A 23,171-nucleotide genomic window follows, 5' to 3' on the forward strand; every position below is an offset into this window, starting at 1 on the left:
GTCGTCGGCCACTCAAAAACGTTGCCGGTTACGCGCCTGCCAAAATTCGGTCGCCAATTGCTGAGCTTGTTCCTGATTATCGGCTTTGCCCAATAGCTTTAACGCAACCGCGGCAGTCGCTATCACGGTTGCCTCGCCAAATTCGTCGTTAAGCTCTCCACGCCAGCATTGCGCCAATAACTGCGGGTCCATGTCTTCGGCTTTCATGTGCCGGCGTTCGAATAGGGCCGGCCAGGTCTCGTCGTTCAGTTCGCCGTTATTGACGCTTTGTACCAGGCATTCCACGTCCGGATTGCGCTCGGTTTCGCCGCCTTCGCCTTTTAACACCGCCATGTTTTTCTGATTCAGCAGCAAAGCGGCTTTTTGATGCACTTGCCGGTAGCTGGGATGGAAGATGCCTTGAATGCTGGCCGTGGCATCGAACGGATTCAACAATCTGACCAATGTATGCACTGGCGAACGCAAGCCCATCACCGGTCGCAGATTGATCATGTCGTACAGTTTTGGGCAAATATATTCCAGCGACAGATAGCTGAAATTATCTTGCTCCAATTGCTGGCCGGCTTCGGTTATCGAGGTTGCAGCTTTGATGCCTAAGGCTTGCAGCACATTTTCAGTGTACAAACGCCCTTCGGTATGACCACCGGCGCCGTGCATGAATACTTTTATGCCGTTCTCGGCCAGCAGCAGGGTGGATAATAAAAACCAAGGCAGATGGCGGCGTTTACCGGCATAAGACGACCAGTCCAGATCGACAGCTACTTTGGCTTCGAAGGCAAAACTTTCTCGTGCGGCTTGCACGAAGCCGGCCAGCTCTTCGCAGGTTTCTTCCTTCACCCGCATCAGCATCAAAAATGCGCCGAGTTGAATCGGCTCGACCTGGCCGTCGGCCAATATCATTTGCATCGCCCGATAGGCTTCGTCTTGGGTCAGCGGCCGGGCGCCTTTTTTGCCCTTGCCGAGTATCTTGATAAATTCCGCGAACGGATGTTCCTGGGTCAACAAGCTCATGAGAATGACAATGGAAAATAATGATCGATCAGCAATGCTGCGAAAATCAGCATCAGATAAATAATGGAGTAGCCGAAGGTGCGCATTGCGGTTTTATTGTCCTTTTTACGCATCATTTGCACGGCGTAATAGATAAAACCCAAGCCCAATACTACGGCGGCCAGTAAATAAATCACGCCGCTCATGCCGGTTAGATAGGGCAGCAGCGTACTAATCAGCAACAAAATGGTGTAAAGCAGAATCTGTAGGCGGGTGAATTCCACGCCATGCGTCACCGGCAGCATCGGGATGGCAACTTTGGCGTATTCGTCTCGCTTAGCGATCGCCAAAGCCCAGAAGTGCGGCGGGGTCCAAACGAAGATAATCAAAAACAACAGCAAAGCATGCGGATGTACTTCGCCGGTGATCGCCGCCCAGCCCAACACCGGCGGCGCTGCGCCGGCCGCGCCGCCAATGACGATATTCTGCGGCGTTAATTTTTTAAGGTATACCGTATAAATCAGCGCGTAGCCGATCAGTGACAAAAAGGTCAGAAAGGCGGTCAATACGTTGATTTTGATGGTCAATATCGCCATCGCTACAAGGCCGATAAAGCTGGCGAATACCAAGACCTGATGAGAGTTCAAATGACCGGTGGGTAGTGGTCTATTCTTGGTGCGGCCCATTTGCGCATCGGCTTTTTGGTCGATGAAATGATTGATCGCCGCTGCCGAGGATGCCGCCAGGGCGATGCCTATGCTGCCGTAGAAAAAGTTATCCAGCGGCGGCATCCCTGGCACGGCCAGCAACATGCCGACGATGGCGGTAAACACGATCAATGCCACGACTCTGGGCTTACAGAGTTCTAAGTAGTCTTTCCAGGATAGCGCTGAAGTGGTGTCGGTCATCAAGTACCAAATAGATTTGCGGGTCTTTAAACATATAGAATAACAGTGAACCATTGATTATTAAAATAATCACAAGCGCTCACCATCTTTTAGTCAACGAGGGATTTATGAACTATAGGCTCGCGGCGTTAGCGCTGCTTTGCCCTGCTGTCGCGGCGCATGCCGAGGCCGGCAAGGTACACGAACATGTTTTTAGCAACGGCTTGAAACTATTGGTAAAGGAGGATCATCGTTCGCCGGTGGTAGTATCGCAAGTCTGGTACAAGGTCGGCTCCAGTTACGAGCCCGGCGGCATCACCGGTATCTCGCACATGTTGGAACACATGATGTTTAAAGGCACCGCAAAATATCCGGCCGGCGAGTTTTCCCGGATCATCGCCGAAAACGGCGGCAACGAAAATGCCTTTACCGGTCAGGATTACACCGCCTATTTCCAAACCCTGGAAAAGTCCCGTCTGGAAATCAGCTTTAAACTGGAAAGCGACCGGATGCGCAATCTGGACTTGAAAGCCGAGGAACTGAAAAAAGAACTGGAAGTAGTCACCGAAGAACGGCGCATGCGCACCGACGATCAGCCTCGTTCGAAAGTACATGAGCAATTCATGGCTACTGCTTTCACCAACAGCCCATACCAAAATCCGGTGATCGGCTGGCCGTCCGACATCGCCAATTACAAAGTCGAAGACCTGCAAGCCTGGTATCAGCAATGGTACGCGCCGAATAACGCCACGCTGGTGGTGGTGGGCGATGTCGATGCGCAGCAAGTTGAAAAGCTGGCGGAGCAATATTTTGCGCCGCTGCAACCCAGCGTGTTGAAGCCGGTAAAGCCTCAGGATGAAAGCGAACAGAGAGGTGTGCGGCGCATCACCGTGAAAGCCCCCGCCAAACTGCCTTATCTGATGATGGGTTATAAAGTGCCGGTACTGAAAACCGCCAAGCCGGAATGGGAGGCCTACGCGCTGGAAGTGCTGGCGGGTGTGCTGGACGGTGGTGATAGTGCCCGCTTGTCTTCGCGTCTGGTCAGGGGTAAGCAAATCGCGGTATCGGCGGGTGCGGGTTACGACTTCACTTCGCGCTTGCCCGAGATATTCCTGTTGGAAGCCACCCCCGCCGAAGGTAAAACCGTATTTGATCTGGAATATGCTTTGCTGGACGAGGTATATCAACTCAAGAACCAGTTGATCGACAAGGATGAATTGCAACGCATCAAGGCGCAAGTATTGGCCAGCGCGGTGTATCAGAAAGATTCCAACTTCTATCAAGCCATGCAATTGGGCACGCTGGAAACCGTGGGTATCGGTTGGCAGAAAGCTGACGAGTATGTCGATAAGATCAATCAAGTCACCGCCGAGCAGGTCAGGGAAGTGGCGCGTAAATACCTGATCGAAGACACGCTGACCGTAGCCTATCTCGACCCGCAACCCATCACCCAAGCCGCCAAACCCGCAAAAGCCATAGGAGGCCATCATGCGTTTTAATTTAATCGGCTTGGTACTATTGCTGTTGAGCCAGACCGTCTGGTCCGCCGCCAAAATCGAAAACTGGCAAACCCCGCAAGGCAGCCGGGTTTACTACGTGCGCACCGCCGGTTTGCCGATGGTGGATGTGCGGGTGGTATTCGATGCCGGCAGCGCCCGCGACGAGGCGAAGTTCGGCGTCGCCGCGTTGACTTCCGCCTTGCTGGATAGTGGGGCCGGCGACTTGAGCGCCGATGACATCGCCCAGCGCTTCGAATCGGTAGGCGCCAACTATTCAGCTGGTGTCAATGAAGATATGGCTTGGCTGGCGATACGGACCTTGACCGAAAAAGCCTTGTTCGACAAAGCTTTGGCGACCTTCGAAACCGTATTGAGCAAGCCGGCCTTTAATCAAGCCGATTTCGAGCGGGAAAAAGCCCGCACCTTGGCTGGTTTGAAACACCGGGAAGAATCACCGGGCGAATTGGCCGGCATCGCGTTTAACAAAGCCTTGTATGGCGATCATCCCTACGCCCATCCCGAGACCGGCGTGGTGGAAACCGTGGCCGGTTTTAGCGCTGACGATTTGAAAAGCTTTTATCAAAAATACTATGTGGCTGCTAACGCGATGGTGGTCATCGTCGGTGACGTCAGTCGCGAGCAAGCCGAGCAGACCGCTAACCAGTTACTGAGCAAGTTACCGGTTGGCAGTAAGCCTGCCGAAATTCCGGTGGTGACGATGCCTAGCAAAGCCAGCAAACAGCACATCGAGTTTCCGTCCACGCAAACCCACGTACTGGTTGGCTTGCCCGGCACCTATCGTAAGGACCCGGACTATTTCGCCTTGTATGTAGGTAACCATATTTTGGGGGGCGGCAGTATGGTGTCAAGGTTATTCGAAGAAGTGCGGGAGAAGCGCGGTTTGGCGTATGGTGCTTATAGCGTGTTTGCGCCCTTATACCGGCAGGGGCCGTTCATGATGAGTTTGCAAACCCGCAATGACCAAACCGAACAGGCTTTGGATGTGTTGCTGAAGACCTTCAACGAGTTTCTGGACAAAGGCCCCAGCGATAAGGAACTGACCGCCGCCAAGCAAAACATCACCGGCGGTTTTGCGATGCGCTTCGATACCAACAGCAAGCTGACCGATTACGTAGCGATGATTGGGTTTTATCAGCAGCCGCTGGACTATCTGGATACCTTTCAGAGCAATGTCGAAGCCGTCAGTATCGAGCAGATCAAGGATGCATTTAAACGCCGGGTAAAACCGGAGTTGTTGCAAACCGTGACGGTCGGTGCCGGTAAATAAAATGGCTAACCAAATCCGCATCATTGGCGGCGAATGGCGTAGCCGGCAAATCGTATTCGACGACGCGCCGGGTTTGCGGCCGACGCCGTCGCGGGTGCGGGAAACCTTGTTCAACTGGCTGCAAGCCGACGTTCTGAATAGTCGTTGCCTGGATTTGTACGCCGGCAGCGGCGCGCTAGGGGTGGAAGCGGCTTCCCGAGGTGCCAAGCAAGTGGTGCAGGTGGAAAACAATCCGGTCAGCTGCCAAAAGCTGCACGAGAACATCGCCAAATTGGCGGCAAAGCAGATTCAGGTGGTGCAGCAAGACGTTGGGCAATTTCTAAACGCGCCGGCTCAACCGTTCGACTTGGTGTTCCTCGATCCGCCGTTTGGGCAAGGTTTGATCGGGCAGACCTGCCGACTATTGGACGCCCAAGGCTGGCTGGCCGATTACGCCAAAATCTATCTGGAATGCGAACGCAATCGGCCGCTGGACGATCTGCCCGCCGGCTGGCGATTGTTGAAAGCCAAGACGGCCGGCGAAGTCAGCTACCACCTGCTGCAAAAGCAATCGGATACTTTTGCCGCGGCGAATGGTTTAAAATAAGCCGCTTTTGCCTGTTTCCAAAGCCGATGAACATTACCGCGATTTATCCCGGCACCTTCGATCCCATCACCAATGGTCACCTGGACTTGATCCACCGCGCTTCCCGGCTTTACCGGCATGTGATTGTTGCCGTCGCGGTTAGCCGCGGCAAACAGCCACTGTTTTCCTTGGAAGAGCGCGTGGCGTTGATTCAGGAAGTGGTCACGGAATTCAGCAACGTCCGCGTGATTGGCTTCGACACCTTGTTGGTCGAATGTGCCAAGCAACATCAAGCCAGCGTCATCATCCGCGGCTTGCGCGCGGTGTCCGATTTTGAATACGAATTTCAATTGGCCGGCATGAACCGCCGTTTGTCGCCCGATATTGAAACGGTGTTTCTGACCCCGGCCGAACAATACGAATTTATCTCGTCCAGCATGATCCGCGAGATCGCCCAATTGAACGGCGATGTGTCCAGCTTCGTGCCTGATGTGGTCAAACAACGCTTAACCGAAAAATTTTCCGAGGAGTAATTATGGCGCTCATAATCAGCGACGACTGTATCAACTGCGATGTCTGCGAACCGGAGTGCCCGAACGGCGCCATTTCGCAAGGCGACGATATATACGTGATCAACCCGTCCCTATGCACCGAGTGCGTCGGTCATCATGACAAGCCGCAGTGCATGGAAGTTTGTCCGGTGGATTGTATCGATAAAGATCCGGATGTGGTCGAGGACAAGGACAGTCTGTACAAGAAGTATTTAAAACTGACGAGTTGACATGCGTTAGCAGCGTCAGGCGCGTATTTGCACCTGACGCAAACAAAATCAATCGACGGGCTGAGCCCTGGTGCCGGCACCGTACAATCTAAATTTCGGGGATCGATATGCTCAAAAGTGTTGGCTATGCCGCCTATAACCCGCAAACGCCGCTACGCTCGTTTCATTTCGAACGCCGGCAACCCGGTTCCGAGGATGTGCGTATCGAAATTCTGTATTGCGGGGTTTGCCATAGCGATTTGCATCAGGTGCGCAACGAATGGCGCGGCACGACGTTTCCGATAGTGCCGGGCCACGAAATTGTCGGTCGGGTAGTGGAAGTCGGTTCCCAAGTGACTCATTTTAAGGTGGGTGATTTGGCCGGGGTAGGCTGCATGGTGGATTCCTGCGGCGTCTGTCCCGATTGCCTTGATCATCAGGAACAGTTTTGCGACCAAACGGTGTTCACTTACAACAGCCCGGATAAACACACCGGCAAAATGACTTACGGCGGCTACTCGAATCAGATCGTGGTCGATCAGGATTTTGTGTTGCAGGTGTCCGATAAGCTGGAGTTGGCGGCGGTAGCGCCGCTGCTGTGCGCCGGTATTACGACCTATTCGCCGCTGCGGCATTGGCAAATCGGCAAGGGCCATAAGGTTGGCATCGTCGGTTTGGGCGGTCTGGGGCATATGGGCGTGAAGTTTGCCCACGCCTTTGGTGCAGAGGTCGTGCTGTTTACGACATCGCCAGGCAAGGAAGCAGATGCCAAACGCTTGGGGGCGAGCGAGGTAGTGATTTCCAAAAACGCCGACGAGATGGAAAAGCATTTAAACAGCTTTGATTTCATTTTAAATACCGTCGCCGCGCAGCACGATCTGGATCAATATTTAAGCCTGTTGAAGCGCGACGGCACGATGTGTCTGGTCGGCGTACCGTCCGAGCCGCATCCCTCGCCGAACGTCGGCAACCTGATATTCCGTCGCCGCGCACTGGCTGGGTCGCTGATCGGTGGCATCCGTGAGACCCAGGAAATGCTGGATTTCTGCGCCGAGCACGGCATCGTGTCCGATATTGAGCTGATTCCGATGGCCGGCATCAATGATGCTTATCAACGCATGTTGAAAAGTGACGTGAAATACCGCTTTGTGATCGATATGGCAACCCTGCCGGGCTGACGCACTATCCTAACCTCCTAAATATCGTCGCTCCCGCGCAGCCGGGAGCCCAGTTGCTAAACTGGATTAGCGATGAGTCCTCGCAATGCCGGATGGCCCAGGTTTTGGCCTATCCGCATCCCTAGCAGAACATTTGACCTATAATCACCTTCTCTCACTTTTCTTGGCTTGTTGGGCAGAGAAGGAATGCGTTTGAGCTTTTACCGATATATTTTGCTGATAGCCAGTATTGTGTTCGCGGGGTGGGCAGGGCTGCGTCTGGCCTTACCGCCGGGCTATGCCAGCCCGATTTGGCCGCCGGCCGGCATTGCGCTGGCTGCGGTATTGCTCTGGGGAAAGAAAGTCTGGCCGGCGATAGGGTGCGGCTCGTTCCTGACCAATCTCTCGCAAGGATATGATTTAAGCGGCGAATTAACGCCGCCGACGGTCTTCGTCGCGATGGGCATCGCGATCGGCAGCACATTGCAAGCATTGACCGGTGCTTGGCTGTCGCAACGCTTTCTAGGGACCGGCGTACCGCGTTTGGATAAAGGCAAAAACATTTTTCGGTATGTGTTACTAGTCGGGCCTTTGACTTGCTTGATCGCCGCCACCGTCGGGGTCAGCACCTTGCTTGGATTCGGTGTTTTAACCGATGCCAATGTTTTGGTGGCTTGGTGGAATTGGTGGATAGGCGATTGTCTCGGAGCCATCATCATATCGCCTTTGGTTTTTTGCTTGTTTGCAGAGCCAAGAGCGCTTTGGCGTCCCCGGCTGGTAGGTGTGGCTATGCCGCTGGTAGCCATGTTGGCTGGGCTGATCATTACTTTTCTATTGGTTTTACGAGCGGAAGACAGTCGGCTGCAACTGCAATTTGACAGCAATGCCGGCGCGGTTAATAAAGCCTTAGCAGACAATTTTTCCGCCGTGTTGAAAGCGTCTTTTTCGCTCAATAGTTTCTTTCAAGCGGCCGGACCGTTAGACCGGGATAAATTCGGCGTTTTTGCCAATGGCGTGCTGACACAGAATCCGCACATTCAAGCGCTGAGCTGGGTATCGCAGATCCCCAGCGAACAGCGGGCGTCTTACGAACAATCGATCCGCGACGAAGGATATAAAGATTTTACGATCAAGGAACTAGGTGCGGATCGCCAGTTCATCAAAGCTCAGGAGCGTACCGAGTATTTCCCGGTTACCTTTATCGAGCCTTTATCAACCAATAAGCTGGCGCTGGGTTTTGACTTGAATTCGGAGGCCAATCGCCGAGCAGCGCTGACAGAAGCCAGGGCCAGCCAAGCAGTCAGCGTCACCCGGCCTATTCAACTGGTGCAGGACGGGCAAGCCAATCAAGCTTTATTGCTGATGATGCCTGTATACCTGGCTAATGCCAATAGTTCGGAGCCGGCGTTTAGCGGGTTTTTGTCTACAGTGGTGCGTATCGATTCCCTGGTGAAGGCGGCCATGCAAGACTTAAATCTTGACGATATGAACGTGGCGCTACTGTATTACGATGCGGAAAACCACGCCATACCGTTATACGGAGCGCTGAAAGCATTGACGACCGGTGTTAATGAGTCCAGGCATTCCATCCGTTTTGGCAATCGCTTGTTGGAAGTGATTGTCCAGCCGGAAGCCGTATTCATTGCGACGCATGCCTCCTGGTTACCGTGGCTGGTGTTGTTGGGCGGATTGCTGTTTACCATGCTGCTAAGCGTGTACTTGTTATCCGCCACCGGCAGGGCGGCTATGGTGGCGGCACTGGTCGATCAGCGCACCGCTCAGCTTGATGCGGCAAACTCAAGTTTAAAGGATGCGTATATTCGTTTGGCGGAAAAAGGCCAAAAGCTCCGCGACTTATACGAGCTGTCCCCCTTAGGCATCGCTTTGCTGGACGTGCACGGCAAATTCGTTGAATTCAATCATGCTTTTCAACGCATGACCGGGTACACGGAAGAAGAACTTCAACGGCTCGATTACATGAGTTTATCCGCCGATAAAGAGCAGAGTTTGGCCGAACAATTAAGTTGGTTAGCCAGAACCGGGCAGTATGGTTCGGACGAAGCGACGTTTATCCATAAAAGAGGGCGGCCGGTATCGTTGCAACTAAGCGGCACCAAAGTCGCCGGTACCGAGGATCAGGATTATATTTGGTTTATTGCCGAGGACGTCACCCAAGCCAAAGCCAATAAAGAAGTGCTGCGACAAAGTGAGTTGAAGTATCGAAAGCTGTTCAACAGTTCCAGCGATGCGGTCATGATGGCCGATAGCAGCGGATTTCTGGATTGTAATCAGGCCACCTTGGATTTATTTGGTTACGACGCTGTGTCCGAGTTCTGCCGCTTGCACCCCGGTAAAGTTTCGCCGCCAAATCAGGCAAACGGCAGGGATTCGGTAGAATTGGCGAACGAGTATATGGCTACGGCGATCAAAAACGGCCACTTGGAATTCGAGTGGCTGCATAAGCGTGCCGACGGTCGTATTTTTCCGGCTTTGGTGACGCTGGCGCGGGTTAGTCTGGACGGCCACCTGGTATTACAAAGCGTGGTGCGCGATCTAAGCGAGCAAAAGCGGGTGGAGCAGGCCTTGATCGAAGCCAAAGAAACCGCCGAGAGCATGGCAGCCTTCAAATCGGAGTTTCTGGCGAACATGTCGCACGAAATCCGCACGCCGATGAACGCGGTGATCGGTTTGTCGCAGTTGGCATTGAATAAGCCGGTATCCGCTGAGGTAAGGGATTATCTGCAAAAGATTTACAGCAGTTCCGTCAGTTTACTCGGCATACTCAACGACATTCTCGATTTCTCCAAAATGGAGGCCGGTAAACTGGGACTCGAACAGGTCGAATTCAACCTGAATACCGTATTGGATAACCTGCATAATCTGTTTGCCTTGTACGCCGCGGAAAAATGCCTGGACATCAAGATAGACGTTGCGCCGGATGTGCCCTTATGTTTGGTGGGGGATGCGTTGCGTTTGCAACAGATTCTCTCCAATCTAGTGGGAAATGCGCTGAAGTTTACTGAGCAAGGCAGTGTCACATTGCAAGTGGCTTTGCTGGAATGGCAGGATGCTCAGGCCAAGCTGCGTTTCAGCGTGATGGATACCGGTATCGGTATTCCCGAAGCGGATCTGCCTAAGTTGTTCCGTTCCTTCAGCCAGCTGGATGCGTCGATTACTCGCCGCTTCGGTGGTACAGGCTTGGGCTTGAGCATCAGCCAAAAGTTGCTGCAACTAATGGGCAGCGATTTTCATGTCGAAAGTAAGCCGGGGCAGGGTTCGAATTTTAGTTTTGACTTAATGCTGGGCGTTAGCGCGCAGCAAGCCGACTTGCCGGCGGCGCGGCCGGATAATGACACCCAGGCCGGTGGCTTGTCTAAGACTCTTGCCGATCAAGGTAGCGCATTGCGGGGCATGCGTATCTTGGTGGCCGAAGACCACGCTATCAATCAGAAAATTTTGCAGGAATTTTTGGCCTTATGCGGGGTTAGTGTCGATCTTGCCGGTAACGGCCGCGACGCCTTGGCCATGCTGGCAGAGCAAGCTTATGATGCAGTGCTGATGGATATTCATATGCCGGTGATGAGCGGCCTGGCCGCCACCGAACAGATCCGCCGTAACCCCGAGTATCAATCGCTACCGATTATCGCGCTGAGTGCCGGCGTGACCCAAGAGGAGCGGGACAAATGCCTGGCCAGCGGTATGAACGAGTTTGTGGTCAAGCCGATTCAACCGATGCAGTTGGTTAAGGTGTTGTGCCAGCAGATAGGTCGAAGTCCGGTTGGCGCTTCGGTAAACGGGCCTGTTACAAATGCGCGTGACGTTTCAGCGTTTTGCTTACGAGATTTGCCCGGTTTTGATTTCAGCAACACGCTGGATTTGCTGGATGGCGACGAAAGCTTTTTGAGCGAGTTGCTGGGTAGTTTTAAAAATAGCACCGCAAGCACCTTGATAGCGCTGGATGATTTGCTGGAGAAGCGCGATTTGCAAAAGGCGCGAGACGTGCTGCACGGTTTGAAAGGCGTCGCCGCTAACTTGGGGGCAAATCGTGTGGAGCAGGCCGCGACGAGATTTTGTCTGTCACTCAAGCAGGACAGTTTAAATCCTGCTGACTATGCCGAATTCAAACGGATAATGACCGAAGCGCTGACTGCACTGGAACCGTTGGGATAGTCGCTCGACATTGTTCCTGATGGAACAGTGTCTACAGCCGGTCCCAAAACATCGTCTGAGTCCGGTCCGGTTTATCGGTGTAAAATCCGCCGCCATATTGCCTTTAGTAAAACATCCCGCCAAGGAGAACGCACAATGAACGATCTGGTGTTTTATACCAATCCGCAGTCGCGTGGGCGCATCGCTCACTGGATGCTGGAAGAAATCGGCGAGCCTTACGAAACGGTCTGGCTGGCGTTCGGCGCCGCGATGAAAAATGCCGACTATCTGGCTGTCAATCCAATGGGCAAGGTGCCGGCGCTGAAACACGGTACTGCGTTCGTCACCGAAACCGCGGCCATTTGCGCGTATTTGGCGGATCGTTTTCCGGAGAAAAATCTGCTGCCGGCCGCAAACCATCCCGCGCGCGCGGACTATTTCCGTTGGCTGTTTTTCGCGGCCGGTCCGCTGGAACAGGCCGTTACCGCCAAGACGCTGGGTTGGCAAGTGCCCGAGGGCAAAAGCGGCTTTGTCGGTTTCGGTAGTTACGAAGCGACCTTAGCCGCCGTCGAAACAGCCCTGCAGCCCGGACCTTACATTTGCGGCGAGCAATTTACCGCCGCGGACGTGTATGTCGGCTCGCAGCTTGGTTGGGGGATGATGTTTGGCAGCATCGACAAGCGTCCGCTGTTCGAGGATTATGTGGCGCGGATCTACGCACGCCCGGCAGCCCTGCAAGCCATTCGTCTCAACGAAGAATATTTGCAACAGCGCCAGGTCTGATCGATTGGATAATAGACAGCATCCATCCATGACAGCGTTGCGCACCGAGGCCCCCATTGGCGTATTCGATTCCGGCGTCGGCGGCCTGTCCGTGCTGCGAGCCATCCGTGCGGAACTGCCCATGGAAGACTTGTTGTATGTGGCCGATTCCGGCTACGCGCCCTACGGCGACCGCGATGCGGAGTTTATTGCGGATAGGGCGACAACGATCACCGAGCGGCTGCTCGATGCCGGCGTGAAGGCCATCGTGGTGGCCTGCAACACCGCCACCGTGGTCGCAATCGAAAAACTGCGCGCGTGGTGTCCGGTGCCGGTGGTGGCGATGGAGCCGGCCATCAAGCCGGCGGCGCAAACCACCCAATCCGGAGTGATCGGCGTGCTGGCCACCAGCCGCACGCTGGCCAGCCCCAGCGTCGCCAGGTTGTGCGCGGCCTACGGTAAAGACATTGAAATATTGTTGCAGCCTTGTCCCGGTCTGGTCGAACAAGTTGAAAAAGTCCAATTGCACAGCGATACGACGCGCGAGCTTTTGCTCGGTTACCTGTCGCCGTTGCTGTTGGCCGGTGCCGATACCATCGTATTAGGCTGCACGCATTACCCGTTTCTGGCAGAGCTGATTCGGGACATTGTGGGGCCGGATCTGACGATAATCGACCCGGCTACCGCCGTGGCAAAAGAGCTGGTGCGGCGTTTGCAGGGCCATCTTAGGCCTGTTCCGAGTGCGCGAACCGCAGAGGTCCGCTTTTTTTCCAGCACCGCGGTCGAAGAGGCCAGCCAGATCATATCCGCGCTCTGGGGTAGTCCTGTACTTGTTCAGGCGCTTGCTCGGAGCGCTAAGGGCAAGCAGATCGGTTCGGCAGCTTTGGGCTAGTCTCCACCGGATTTTTAATAAACCGTTCGAGCCGGTTATCTTCCATTTGTAGACCATCATGAACGATAAACACACTCCAATAGCCGTGTCTGCGGCAGATGTCGAGTCACGCACCACATCGCTGTATCCGGAACCGTTTGCCTCGCGCATGGCGGGAAGGGAGAAACGCCGTCTCGGCGATTTATTCGATCTGGCAAATTTTGGCGTCAATCTAACCACGCTAGCACCCGGTGCCAGATCGGCGTTGCGGCACAGCCATTCGCGGCAAGACGAGTTTATTTATATATTGCAAGGCCATCCGACATTGGTGACGGATGCAGGCGAAACCCAGCTGGCGCCGGGTATGTGCGCGGGATTTAAAGCCGGCACCGGCAATGCGCACCAGTTGCTGAATCGCTCGAACGCAGACGTGCAGTACCTGGAAGTTGGCGACAGGACGGCCGGAGACGCGGTGATCTATCCGGACGACGATTTGCAAGCGATGTCGGTTGACGGGAGCTGGCGTTTTGCCCACAAAGGCGGCGAGCCATACTAAAAAACGGAGTCTGCATGCCACACGTATTAATCATCCATGAGGTCGCCGACTATCCGGCCTGGAAGCGGATTTTCGATCAGGCCGTCGAGATCAGAAAACGCGCCGGAGAAATCAGCTACCAACTGCTGCGCTACGACGACGATGCCAATAATATCGTGCATTTTTCTGCCTGGACCTCGCTGGATAATGCCCGGCGCTTTTTCGAATCCCCCGAGTTGGTGGAAATCAGGGAGCAGGCTGGGGTAAAAGCCCCGGAATTTATCTATTTGCAAGAGATAGAGCGGGGCGTGCTTTAATCGCGGCCTTGCTGAATGCTACTGGTATAAGCGTTGCTGCCTCTGTTAGCAACGAACTGTAATCGGTAGCGCTGACGAAGATGTGCTAGCGCAATGAAACCGCAGATTAGTATTGTCATTCCGGTAGTCAACGAGGCGGCGCGGCTTGCCGATACGTTGCAAGCCTTGCAGTCTCTGAGACCGCGCTGCGAATTACTGGTGGTCGATGGCGGCAGTCTTGATGTCAGCCCGCTTATTGCGAAGCCTTTGGTCGATCAGGTTTTGCCCAGTCAGCCTGGCCGGGCCAGGCAGATGAACCTGGGTGCGCATCACGCCCAAGCTGACGTGTTGCTGTTTTTGCATGCCGATACCCGGCTGCCGGATCAGGCTATCGCTTTAATTTTGTCGGCGGTCGAGCTGGGCTGGTCGTGGGGGCGTTTTGATGTGCAATTTGACAGCCCACAAGCCATTTTTAAATTGATTGCCGGCATGATGAACGCGCGCTCCCGCTTGACCGGTATTGCTACCGGCGATCAGGCCATCTTCATAACACGCCAAGCATTTCAGGCTGTGGGCGGTTTTCCGGAGATTGCCTTGATGGAAGATATTGCCATCAGTGCGGCGCTGAAAAAGCTAGGTAAACCTTGCTGTTTAAAGACTAAGGTCGTCACTGCCGCGCGGCGTTGGCAACAACACGGTATCCTCAGAACGATCTTATTGATGTGGTGCTTGCGGCTGCGGTATTTTTTCGGAGCTAATCCGGATGAACTGGCAGCGCAGTATTATCGGAGACGGTGATGGAAGCAATGGTGCGCTTGGGCGTGTTTTTGGGGATATTTTTGCTAATGGCGGCTTGGGAGTGGCTGCGGCCCAAGCGGCGATTGGCGGCAGAGCGCCGCCGCCGTTGGTCGGTCAATTTGGGACTGGCGATTCTGAATGTCGGCGTGATGCGGCTCAGCATCGGTGCCGCGGCCTGGCTGGCGGCGAACTGGGCTGCCGAGCAACAAATCGGCGTATTCAATCTGCTGCCGGTGCCGAATTGGCTGTCGATAACACTGAGTTTGCTGCTGCTGGATTTGGCCATTTACGCCCAACATATCGCCGCCCATCGCTGGCGCTGGTTTTGGCGGCTACATCAGGTACACCATAGCGATATGGATTTCGATACGACGACTGCCGTGCGCTTTCATCCCCTGGAAATCATGCTATCCATGCTCTACAAGGTCGCACTGGTGCTGTTACTCGGGGTCGATCCGCTCGCGGTGATCGCTTTTGAAGTGATATTGAACGGTTGCGCGTTATTCAATCACGGTAATGTCGGCTTGCCGCCTGCGCTGGAGCGCGGCTTGCGCTATTTGATAGTGACACCCGACATGCACCGCATTCATCACTCGGCATTTCAACCGGAAACCGACAGCAACTACGGCTTCTCGCTGTCATGCTGGGATAGATTGTTCAAAACCTATTGTCCACAAGCGCGCGAAGCACAGACTGCCATGATGATAGGTTTGTCCGAGTTTCAAGATAGTAACCAAATGGGATTTGTCGGCCTGTTGATGCTGCCGTTTCGCCGTCTACGCAGTCGATAAGCCGAGGTAAACCGGCTTGCGGTTTGGCTTATTGGGTTGTTTCCTTTTAGCGATTAATCAATGCGTTTTTAGTGTCATTGTTAATTAATGTAGGCGGGCATATAGTCTAAATGCCTTAATTACTTTGGGAAGCGACCATGAAACGCTTACATAAAGACATTTTGACCGGGCTGGTGTTTGTGACTGGCGTTATCGAGTTTATTTCGGGTGATTTTATTGTTTCCTCGGCATTGTTCGCGGCGACCACTTTTGCCAGCACTATGGGTTCGAGCCGCAAAAAACCGTAGGACTGGATTGTTCTGCGGTGTAGCCGAACCGGCAGATGTTTTGATAAATGCGTTCAGCGTTAGGTTTTCTGGGTAACATTGGATTATCCGAACCACTTGCATAAGCAATGTTTTACAATATTGCGATGCAATTAAACTTTGACCGGCTGCGGTAAATGGCTGACGCGAAAACTTATCTGAATGTACCCTATGCCGAAAAGGATGCGGCGAAAGCGCTTGGCGCCAGGTGGGATGCTGCTGTCAAGAAATGGTATGTCCCCGCCAATAAAGACGTGGCGCTGTTTGCCAAATGGCAGGTGGAGTTCGGGCTTGGGCAATTGCCCAACGGCGAGGCGAAAAATTCAAAAGCCGACAGTGTCGGCGGCGGCACAACCCGGTCAAGCGATAAAAACTTCGTAGCCTATGACGGGGATGAGCCGCCATGGGATTGAGCCAAGCGGTGCGCGGTTTTAGCTTGTGCGCCCGTTAAAATACCTGGCTGGCTATGCGCCCGCCATCACCGCGCAAGTGCATGCGCTGATCGACAGCGACAAACTGCCCGCGCTGCTGCTAAAAAAATACCCCCGGCCGCATGATATAAAGACCGACAAGGCGCTTTATGTCTACACGATGGATCTTAAAAATCAATTTCTGCGGCAATCCAACCCTCTCAGCAAAGTCGTTTACGACGACAAAATCGATGTATTGCATCAGGCCTTGGGCTTACATTCCGTGGTCTCGCGGGTGCAGGGCGGCAATTTAAAAGCAAAAAATGAAATTCGTATCGGTGCGATCTTTAAAATTGCGCCGCCGGAGTTTTTGCAGATGATCGTCGTTCATGAGCTCGCGCATCTGCGTGAAAAACAGCATAACAAGGCGTTTTACAAATTATGCGAGCACATGGCGCCGGACTATCACCAATTAGAGTTCGATATGCGGCTTTATCTGACCTGTCTGGATTTGGGCCGGGCGATTTATTGAGTCGATCCAAGCGCCGCGGGCGAGGGATTCACGGCCGTGCTTCGCGAATGAATGGTTGTGTGTAGCCATCAAGCAGCGATATTTCTTAATTTTGCCTGGCTATAGTGGCACTATTGCGTCAGAATTTACTTACTTTTATACAGACATTTTTATGGGAGAAACAGCATGCGCGTAGCAGAGTTAATGACCAGCAAGGTATTTACCGTCGAACCTCACGATCTGATCGATCGCGTGTTCTTTTTGATCCATTACGAGAAAATCCGCCACTTGCCTGTGGTTGAAAAAGGCAAATTGGTCGGTATCGTTTCCGACCGGGATTTATATAAAGCCCTGGGCCCCAAAAGTAATTCCAATGCGGTGGAAGCTAGTAAAGACAGCACCCAATTGCATGTGGTCACGCAAAAAGTCGTGCATATCATGCATCGCGGCGTTTATACCGTTACCCCGGAAACGCCTGCGTCGGAAGCGGCGGCGATGATGGCGGAACACCGCGTCGGCGCGCTGCCGGTGGTGGAAAAAGACAAACTGGTAGGCATATTGTCCGCTACCGATATTTTAAGAGTGTTTGCCAAGTTGGAACGCGCGCACGAAAAGCTGGAACAACAGATCAAGGAAGGCGCGGCGCACGGCTAAGGTAGGATGAGTTTGCGGCGCAAACCGTCTGAAAGCAAATGGGGCGATGCTTATTGTTTCGCCCCGGGCCAAAGCCTCAACCGGTAATCGCGGCTCTTTTATCCACTAAGTAAATCCAATCGTCTTGTTCTTTGACCTTCAACGCGGTCAGCTTTTTGCCTAGGCAAATTTCGCTTAAAGACTCGCCGCTGATTGGGTCGTAGCAAATGCTGTGCATGGAACACTGCAAATAGCGTCCCGTTTCGTCGAAAATGTTGCTGTTCTCACAATCCAATGCCCTGGGCATGTGGACGCATTGGTTTAGATAAGCGTATACCTCGCCTTGGAAACGCACCAGAACCGCAGCGCGTGGCGAGCCGCGATAGAGCAGTTCAAACGGAAATTTGCCTAGCTCGGGAACTTGTTGAGCAGGGCAGATGGCAAATGGGTGTTTCACCGACATGGCTGTTTATCCTCCCACACGTTTGCCAGCAAACCTTGGGCCACAATGCTTTATTTTTTCGATGGATTTTCGGCAATTGAGCAAGCGCACGGCGTTACTCGGCAAATCAAACTGACAGCGAATATCTAGCAGTCTTTACCTTCAGTGCTCGTTTGGTTGTCCAGCTCCTGCTGTTCATTGCGAATCAGCCAGTCCAGCACCAAGGCGTAGCTGGTGGCCAGCAAGGTCGGGCCGATAAATACGCCGATAAAGCCAAACGCCAACAGCCCGCCGAAAATGCCGAACACGATCAACACGAACGGCAATTCCACTTCCCGGCTGATCAGAATTGGCCGGAGCCAGTTGTCGATGGTGCCGACGAATAACAAAAACCACAGTGCGATAAAAACCGCCCAACCGGTCTCGCCTTCAGCCAGCAGCCACAAGGCAATCGGCAGCCAGATCACCGTGCCGGCCGCTGGAATGATCATCAAAAAGAAGGCGATGACGCCCAGCACAAAGGCGTAAGGCACGCCGGCAATCACAAAACCCAGGATAGAAGCCAGTGCTTGCACCAGCGCGGTGCCGAGGATGCCGTATACCACTGCGCGCAGACTGGAACGCACGATATGCAGGATGCGTTGGGTACGCTCGCCGGCCAAGCGTTCGACGCCAATCACGACATGCTGAGCCACGTGTTCACCGTCGCGATAGAAAAAAAACAGCACCAAAATAGCCAGGCCCATATGCATCAGTTCGCCGGCCAAGCCAATGCCTTGTTGCAGCAACCAGCTACTGGCGCCCAGAGCATATTGCCGGGCCAGATTGACGAGGCGGCTGGAGTCTTCGCCGACACTTTGCCAGGCGGCAACAGCGTTGTCGCCGACTACCGGCAACGATTGCAGCCAAGCCGGAGGTTCCGGCCACACATGCCGGCTTTGATTAAGCCATTGCAGCAAGTGGTTTATATCTTCGGTAAATGTCAGCGTGGCGGCGACGAACGGCGTCAGCAGTAATATGCCTATCGGCAGGACCATGGCGGTAGCAGCCCAGTTGGCGGTCAACTTCCAATCGCGCAAACGCAAATACAGGGGCCAGGTGACAAAACACAGAATCGCCGCCCACAACAAATCGAAAATAAACGGTTTTAATACCTGATAACAGGCAAACAGCAGCAGGCACAAGGCCGCCAGACTGGCGATTTTTTCGTAACGGGAAATCTGGATAGGCATGATCGAGTGGGCGGCAGCTAACTGAATTGGAATCAATGTCCGGAGTTTACGGCATTATCGGTTAAGCCGGTATGACAGGTGCGAATTAAACAATGCTTGCTTGTCCGGCGGCGCTTTACATAGAATGCGGTAGCCTTTACCTGGAGCCCTGCCGTGAGCGAAGTCCGAGAGTTTATCCCTATCAATATCGCCGTATTGACGGTATCCGATACGCGGACTGAATTGGATGACGTATCCGGGCAAACCTTAGTCACCGGTTTGACCGCGGCCGGGCATAATTTGATCGACAAAAAAATCGTTCCCGACGATATTTACCAAATCCGCGCCGCCGTCAGTCATTGGATCGCCGATCCGCAGGTTAATGCGGTTATTTCCACCGGGGGTACCGGTGTGACGGGCCGCGACGGCACACCGGAAGCGATTCAGCCGTTGTTGGATAAGGTGTTGGATGGCTTTGGTGAAGTGTTTCGGATGATTTCCTACCAGGACATCAAAAGCTCAACGATGCAATCGCGGGCTATTGCCGGCGTGGCCAACGCTACTTATATATTTTGCGTGCCCGGTTCGTCCGGTGCTTGCCGTACTGCCTGGGACTCCTTAATCAAGGAACAATTGGATTACCGCACCCGGCCGTGTAATCTGGTGCAACTGATGCCGCGCCTGTTGGAGAAATAATGCGTCCACCTTTTTTGTTTCTGGCCGCCGTCGGCGGATTTGTCGGCGTGGCGATGGGTGCATTCGGTGCGCATGGCTTGAAGCATTTATTATCCGAGCATCTGCTGGAAGTTTATAAAACCGCGGTAAGCTACCAGATGTGGCACGTATTGGCCTTGGCCTTGATTGCGGTGTTACCGGAACATAAATTATTGCGAAGGGCCGGCTGGTGTTTGGTGGTCGGCATCGTGCTGTTTTCCGGCAGTCTATACTTACTGGCGATATTCAATATCGGTTGGCTGGGGATCATTACGCCGTTTGGCGGCCTAGCCTTTTTAGCGGCATGGGCCTTATTGGCTTATGTGGCTTGGCAGAAAAACCAGGAGTTGTAGATGGACACTAAACCGCCCGTTCGACCTTCCATGCCGCCACCGGCATCTTCGCGGCCCAGCGCTAACCGCAATTTGCGGGAGGAAAGCCACGAAGTAAAAGTGCCGCCGGTTCCAGAAGATGCCATGCTCAAGGTCCTGCACGCGGTAATTCATTTCGCGGTCAGAATATTGGCGGTACTGATGGTGCTGGTGATTTTGTGGGGCGTGGCTGATGTGGGCTATGTGATGTACCAGCGAGTGGTCGCAGCGCCGTTTTTGATGATGACGGTCTCAGACATACTGGTGATTTTTGGTTCGTTCATGGCGGTCTTGATCGCGATCGAGATATTTATCAACATCACGCTGTACATTAAACACGACACACTACCGATTAAAATGGTCATAGCCACTGCCCTGATGGCCGTGGCCCGAAAAGTCATCATGCTGGATTTCAAGGATTTGGATCCGGCTTATATTACGGCCATTGCTGCGGTCATCGTGGCTTTGGGCCTTACTTACTGGCTGATTTCTTATAAACCGCCACAACCTGTCAAACAAGACGAGCGATAAATAATGCGTGATGCAAGCCCGCAAACTGTTTTCCTGAAAGACTACACCCCACCGGAATATCTGATCGAACAGATTGAACTGAATTTTGATTTGGATGAGCAACATACGCAGGTCCGCTCGACCTTGAGTCTACGCCGCAATCCGCAGAGCCAGGACAGCAGTGTCGCATTGAAATTGCTCGGCGAGGAATTGCAGTTGGTCAGTATCGCGATAGACGGCCAGCTGCTTGAGCAAGGCCAGTATGTGCTGGGCGAGGAAGTCTTGGTCTTACATGAAGTGCCGCAGGATAGACCGTTTCAGATCGTCATCGAAAATGTCATTAATCCGCAAGCCAATACCGCGCTGGAAGGTTTGTATTTATCCAGCAGCATGTTGTGTACCCAATGCGAGGCGCAGGGCTTTCGCAAAATCACCTGGTTTCTGGACCGGCCGGATGTTATGAGCCGTTTCAAAACCACGTTGACCGGCGACAAGAGCAAATATCCGGTTTTGCTGTCCAACGGCAATAAAGTCGGTCAAGGTGAGCTGGAAAACAACCGGCATTGGGTGAGTTGGGAAGATCCGTTCGCCAAGCCTTGCTATTTGTTTGCGCTGGTAGCCGGACAACTGGAATGCGTCGCTGACGAGTTCATCACGATGACCGGTCGGCGTATCGCACTGGAGATATTCGTCGAGAAGCACAATGTCGACAAATGCGACCACGCTATGCAATCCTTAAAAAACGCCATGGCTTGGGATGAAGAAACCTACGGTCTGGAATACGACCTAGATTTGTACATGATCGTCGCGGTCGACCATTTCAATATGGGCGCGATGGAAAACAAGGGGCTGAACGTATTCAACACCAAGTTTGTGCTGGCTCGGCCGGATACAGCTACCGACAGCGATTACGAACATATCGAAGGCGTGATCGGTCACGAATATTTCCATAACTGGTCCGGCAATCGCGTCACCTGTCGCGACTGGTTTCAGTTGAGTTTGAAAGAAGGCTTTACCGTCTTCCGCGACCAACAATTTAGCGGCGATCGTACCTCGCCAGCCGTAAAACGTATAGAAGACGTCAACGCCCTGCGCACTCGGCAATTTGCCGAAGATGCCGGCCCGCTGGCGCATCCGATTCGTCCGGAAGCTTATATCGAAATCAACAATTTCTACACGCTGACCGTCTATGAAAAAGGCGCGGAAGTGGTGCGGATGCTGCACACCTTGCTGGGTGCGGCCGGTTTCAGAAAGGGCTGTGATTTATATTTTCAACGCCATGACGGGCAGGCGGTGACTTGCGAGGATTTTGTCAAGGCTCTGGAAGATGCTAACGGCGGGGAATTAAATCAATTTCGTCTTTGGTATTCACAAGCCGGCACGCCGGTATTGACGGTGAATCAGCAATACGACGCCGAATCGCAACAACTGCATTTGACCATTCAGCAAAGCTGTCCGCCTACCCCAAATCAGCCGGTGAAAGCGCCGCTGCATATTCCTTTAAAACTGGGTTTGCTGGCCGCCGATGGCTCGGCTGCGCAGATTCACTGCAACGGTGCCAGTCAGACGGAAATCACCTTGAATGTCACGGAAGCGGAGCAAACTTTTAGCTTTGATAAGTTATCTCAGCAGCCGGTCGTGTCACTATTAAGAGGTTTTTCCGCGCCTGTTACCTTGAAGATTGAGCGTAGCCTGGAAGAATTGGCGTTTTTGCTGCGGCACGACAGCGATACATTTAACCGCTGGGAAGCGGGACAGCAACTGGCCGTGCAGGTAATTTTCAAGCTGATCGATGCGATAGAATTGGGCCGGCCTTTGCAACTGGAGCCGGTTATCGTCGATGCCTATCGCAGCGTGTTGACCGATAGCGGCGGTGATTTGTCTTATCAAGCGTTGTTGCTGGCGCTGCCGGAAGAAAGTTATTTATCCGGGCAAATGGCTGTTATTGATGTTGAAGCTATCCATCAAGCCCGCGAGTTTGTCAAAAAGACCTTGGCAGACCAATTGCAAGCCGAGTTTAAGCAGTTGTACCAGCAACATCACCGCGACGAATCCGGTAGTTTCGATGCCGGTGCGGTCGGGCGGCGGCGCTTGAAAAATGCCTGCTTGAGCTATTTGAGCAAGCTGGAAAATCAGGATGTTTATCATATCGCCGAGCAGCAGTTTTATAGCGCCCGGAATATGACCGATCAGTTGGCGGCGTTGTCGGTCATCGTCAACAGTAACCATCCGGCCAAGGCCAGAAGTCTGGATAGTTTTTACGTGCAATGGCGGCAGGAAGCGCTGGTGATAGACAAATGGTTTACCTTGCAAGCCACAAGCAGCATGCCCAATACCTTTGCTACTGTGCAGGCCTTGATGAAGCATCCGGCTTTCGATATGAAAACGCCCAACCGCGTGCGCTCATTGATTGGTGCCTTCAGCCAGGCCAATCCACTGCATTTCCATGCCATAAACGGCGAGGGCTACCGCTTCCTGGCCGACCAAGTGTTGGCGCTGAATACCCTCAATCCGCAAATCGCCTCGCGGATGGTCACCGGGCTGGCGCAATGGCGGCGTTATGATGCAGCCCGGCAGGGCTTGATGAAACAGCAATTACAGCGTATCGTCGCTACCGAGCATCTGTCCAAGGATGTCTATGAGATCGCCAGCAAGAGTTTGGCGTAGTTGTCACAATCACGTAAACTAGCGCCGAAATAAGCCATCCGCATCAAGC

At 53.4% G+C, this 23,171-nt stretch carries 25 protein-coding genes; 21 read left to right on the forward strand and 4 right to left on the reverse strand.

From position 1 onward, the window contains the following. Positions 1-12: 12 nt before the first annotated feature. Both QLH52_RS00300 and cyoE read right to left on the reverse strand, forming a co-directional pair. Positions 13-1,011: a glycosyl transferase family protein gene (locus tag QLH52_RS00300; protein WP_033158559.1), complete on the reverse strand. Its 999-nt coding sequence runs from the start codon at positions 1,009-1,011 to the stop codon at positions 13-15. Next, entirely contained in the window at positions 1,008-1,898 is an 891-nt protein-coding gene (gene cyoE, locus QLH52_RS00305) for a heme o synthase (protein WP_033158560.1), read from the reverse strand. The genes QLH52_RS00300 and cyoE overlap by 4 nt, the downstream gene beginning before the upstream one ends. 107 nt (positions 1,899-2,005) lie before the next feature. Here cyoE and QLH52_RS00310 point away from each other — a divergent pair, with 107 nt between their 5' ends. From QLH52_RS00310 to QLH52_RS00390, 17 genes are all read left to right on the forward strand, one after another. Continuing rightward, positions 2,006-3,376: a M16 family metallopeptidase gene (locus tag QLH52_RS00310; protein WP_319960168.1), complete on the forward strand. Its 1,371-nt coding sequence runs from the start codon at positions 2,006-2,008 to the stop codon at positions 3,374-3,376. Further along, positions 3,366-4,664, forward strand: coding sequence for a M16 family metallopeptidase (locus QLH52_RS00315; RefSeq protein WP_319960169.1), 1,299 nt, complete (start codon positions 3,366-3,368; stop codon positions 4,662-4,664). The genes QLH52_RS00310 and QLH52_RS00315 overlap by 11 nt, the downstream gene beginning before the upstream one ends. A gap of 1 nt (position 4,665) precedes the next feature. After that, positions 4,666-5,250: a 16S rRNA (guanine(966)-N(2))-methyltransferase RsmD gene (rsmD, locus tag QLH52_RS00320; RefSeq protein WP_319960170.1), complete on the forward strand. Its 585-nt coding sequence runs from the start codon at positions 4,666-4,668 to the stop codon at positions 5,248-5,250. 26 nt (positions 5,251-5,276) lie between these two features. Continuing rightward, positions 5,277-5,762: a pantetheine-phosphate adenylyltransferase gene (coaD, locus tag QLH52_RS00325; RefSeq protein WP_033158564.1), complete on the forward strand. Its 486-nt coding sequence runs from the start codon at positions 5,277-5,279 to the stop codon at positions 5,760-5,762. Positions 5,763-5,764: 2 nt separating this feature from the next. Beyond that, positions 5,765-6,010, forward strand: coding sequence for a YfhL family 4Fe-4S dicluster ferredoxin (locus QLH52_RS00330; protein ID WP_171696737.1), 246 nt, complete (start codon positions 5,765-5,767; stop codon positions 6,008-6,010). A 107-nt stretch (positions 6,011-6,117) separates the two neighbouring features. After that, positions 6,118-7,167 carry an NAD(P)-dependent alcohol dehydrogenase gene (locus tag QLH52_RS00335; protein WP_319960171.1) on the forward strand — a complete coding sequence of 350 codons (1,050 nt, stop codon included), beginning with the start codon at positions 6,118-6,120 and terminating at the stop codon, positions 7,165-7,167. 186 nt (positions 7,168-7,353) lie between these two features. Continuing rightward, positions 7,354-11,316: a CHASE domain-containing protein gene (locus QLH52_RS00340; protein WP_319960172.1), complete on the forward strand. Its 3,963-nt coding sequence runs from the start codon at positions 7,354-7,356 to the stop codon at positions 11,314-11,316. Positions 11,317-11,451: 135 nt separating this feature from the next. Further along, a complete protein-coding gene (locus QLH52_RS00345; protein ID WP_319960173.1) occupies positions 11,452-12,078 on the forward strand; it encodes a glutathione S-transferase family protein in 627 nt (208 codons plus the stop codon). Between the two features lie 28 nt (positions 12,079-12,106). Beyond that, entirely contained in the window at positions 12,107-12,949 is an 843-nt protein-coding gene (gene murI, locus QLH52_RS00350; RefSeq protein WP_033158568.1) for a glutamate racemase, read from the forward strand. Between the two features lie 58 nt (positions 12,950-13,007). Continuing rightward, complete coding sequence (locus QLH52_RS00355) at positions 13,008-13,484, forward strand: cupin domain-containing protein (RefSeq protein WP_033158569.1); 477 nt, start codon at positions 13,008-13,010, stop codon at positions 13,482-13,484. A gap of 14 nt (positions 13,485-13,498) precedes the next feature. Further along, the gene (locus QLH52_RS00360; RefSeq protein WP_033158570.1) at positions 13,499-13,780 is read left to right on the forward strand and encodes an antibiotic biosynthesis monooxygenase; all 282 of its coding nucleotides are present in this window, start codon (positions 13,499-13,501) and stop codon (positions 13,778-13,780) included. A gap of 93 nt (positions 13,781-13,873) precedes the next feature. Beyond that, entirely contained in the window at positions 13,874-14,557 is a 684-nt protein-coding gene (locus tag QLH52_RS00365) for a TIGR04283 family arsenosugar biosynthesis glycosyltransferase (RefSeq protein ID WP_319960174.1), read from the forward strand. Then, positions 14,557-15,348, forward strand: a complete 792-nt coding sequence (locus QLH52_RS00370) for a sterol desaturase family protein (RefSeq protein WP_319960175.1) — start codon at positions 14,557-14,559, stop codon at positions 15,346-15,348. Before QLH52_RS00365 ends, QLH52_RS00370 begins: the two co-directional genes overlap by 1 nt. A 137-nt stretch (positions 15,349-15,485) precedes the next feature. Then, the gene (locus QLH52_RS00375; protein ID WP_165385908.1) at positions 15,486-15,635 is read left to right on the forward strand and encodes a hypothetical protein; all 150 of its coding nucleotides are present in this window, start codon (positions 15,486-15,488) and stop codon (positions 15,633-15,635) included. A 155-nt stretch (positions 15,636-15,790) separates the two neighbouring features. After that, positions 15,791-16,066, forward strand: a complete 276-nt coding sequence (locus QLH52_RS00380; RefSeq protein WP_319960176.1) for a DUF5710 domain-containing protein — start codon at positions 15,791-15,793, stop codon at positions 16,064-16,066. 25 nt (positions 16,067-16,091) lie between these two features. Beyond that, positions 16,092-16,595, forward strand: a complete 504-nt coding sequence (locus QLH52_RS00385; protein WP_319960177.1) for a YgjP-like metallopeptidase domain-containing protein — start codon at positions 16,092-16,094, stop codon at positions 16,593-16,595. 165 nt (positions 16,596-16,760) lie between these two features. After that, complete coding sequence (locus QLH52_RS00390; RefSeq protein WP_319960178.1) at positions 16,761-17,228, forward strand: CBS domain-containing protein; 468 nt, start codon at positions 16,761-16,763, stop codon at positions 17,226-17,228. A gap of 76 nt (positions 17,229-17,304) precedes the next feature. On the opposite strand, the gene QLH52_RS00395 is transcribed toward QLH52_RS00390, so the two are convergent. Both QLH52_RS00395 and QLH52_RS00400 read right to left on the reverse strand, forming a co-directional pair. Next, positions 17,305-17,670 carry a Rieske (2Fe-2S) protein gene (locus QLH52_RS00395; protein WP_319960179.1) on the reverse strand — a complete coding sequence of 122 codons (366 nt, stop codon included), beginning with the start codon at positions 17,668-17,670 and terminating at the stop codon, positions 17,305-17,307. Between the two features lie 125 nt (positions 17,671-17,795). Further along, entirely contained in the window at positions 17,796-18,881 is a 1,086-nt protein-coding gene (locus tag QLH52_RS00400; protein ID WP_319960180.1) for an AI-2E family transporter, read from the reverse strand. Between the two features lie 153 nt (positions 18,882-19,034). Here QLH52_RS00400 and moaB point away from each other — a divergent pair, with 153 nt between their 5' ends. From moaB to pepN, 4 genes are read left to right on the forward strand one after another with little or no spacing between them, the layout of a single operon-like run. Beyond that, positions 19,035-19,556, forward strand: coding sequence for a molybdenum cofactor biosynthesis protein B (moaB, locus tag QLH52_RS00405; RefSeq protein WP_319960181.1), 522 nt, complete (start codon positions 19,035-19,037; stop codon positions 19,554-19,556). Continuing rightward, a complete protein-coding gene (locus QLH52_RS00410; RefSeq protein ID WP_319960182.1) occupies positions 19,556-19,927 on the forward strand; it encodes a DUF423 domain-containing protein in 372 nt (123 codons plus the stop codon). The genes moaB and QLH52_RS00410 overlap by 1 nt, the downstream gene beginning before the upstream one ends. Further along, positions 19,928-20,476: a phosphate-starvation-inducible PsiE family protein gene (locus QLH52_RS00415; protein ID WP_319960183.1), complete on the forward strand. Its 549-nt coding sequence runs from the start codon at positions 19,928-19,930 to the stop codon at positions 20,474-20,476. A gap of 3 nt (positions 20,477-20,479) precedes the next feature. Next, entirely contained in the window at positions 20,480-23,122 is a 2,643-nt protein-coding gene (gene pepN / locus QLH52_RS00420; RefSeq protein ID WP_319960184.1) for an aminopeptidase N, read from the forward strand. Positions 23,123-23,171: the final 49 nt, after the last annotated feature.

The sequence above is a fragment of the Methylomonas defluvii genome, from assembly GCF_033949435.1.
Taxonomy (GTDB): Bacteria; Pseudomonadota; Gammaproteobacteria; order Methylococcales; family Methylomonadaceae; genus Methylomonas; species Methylomonas defluvii.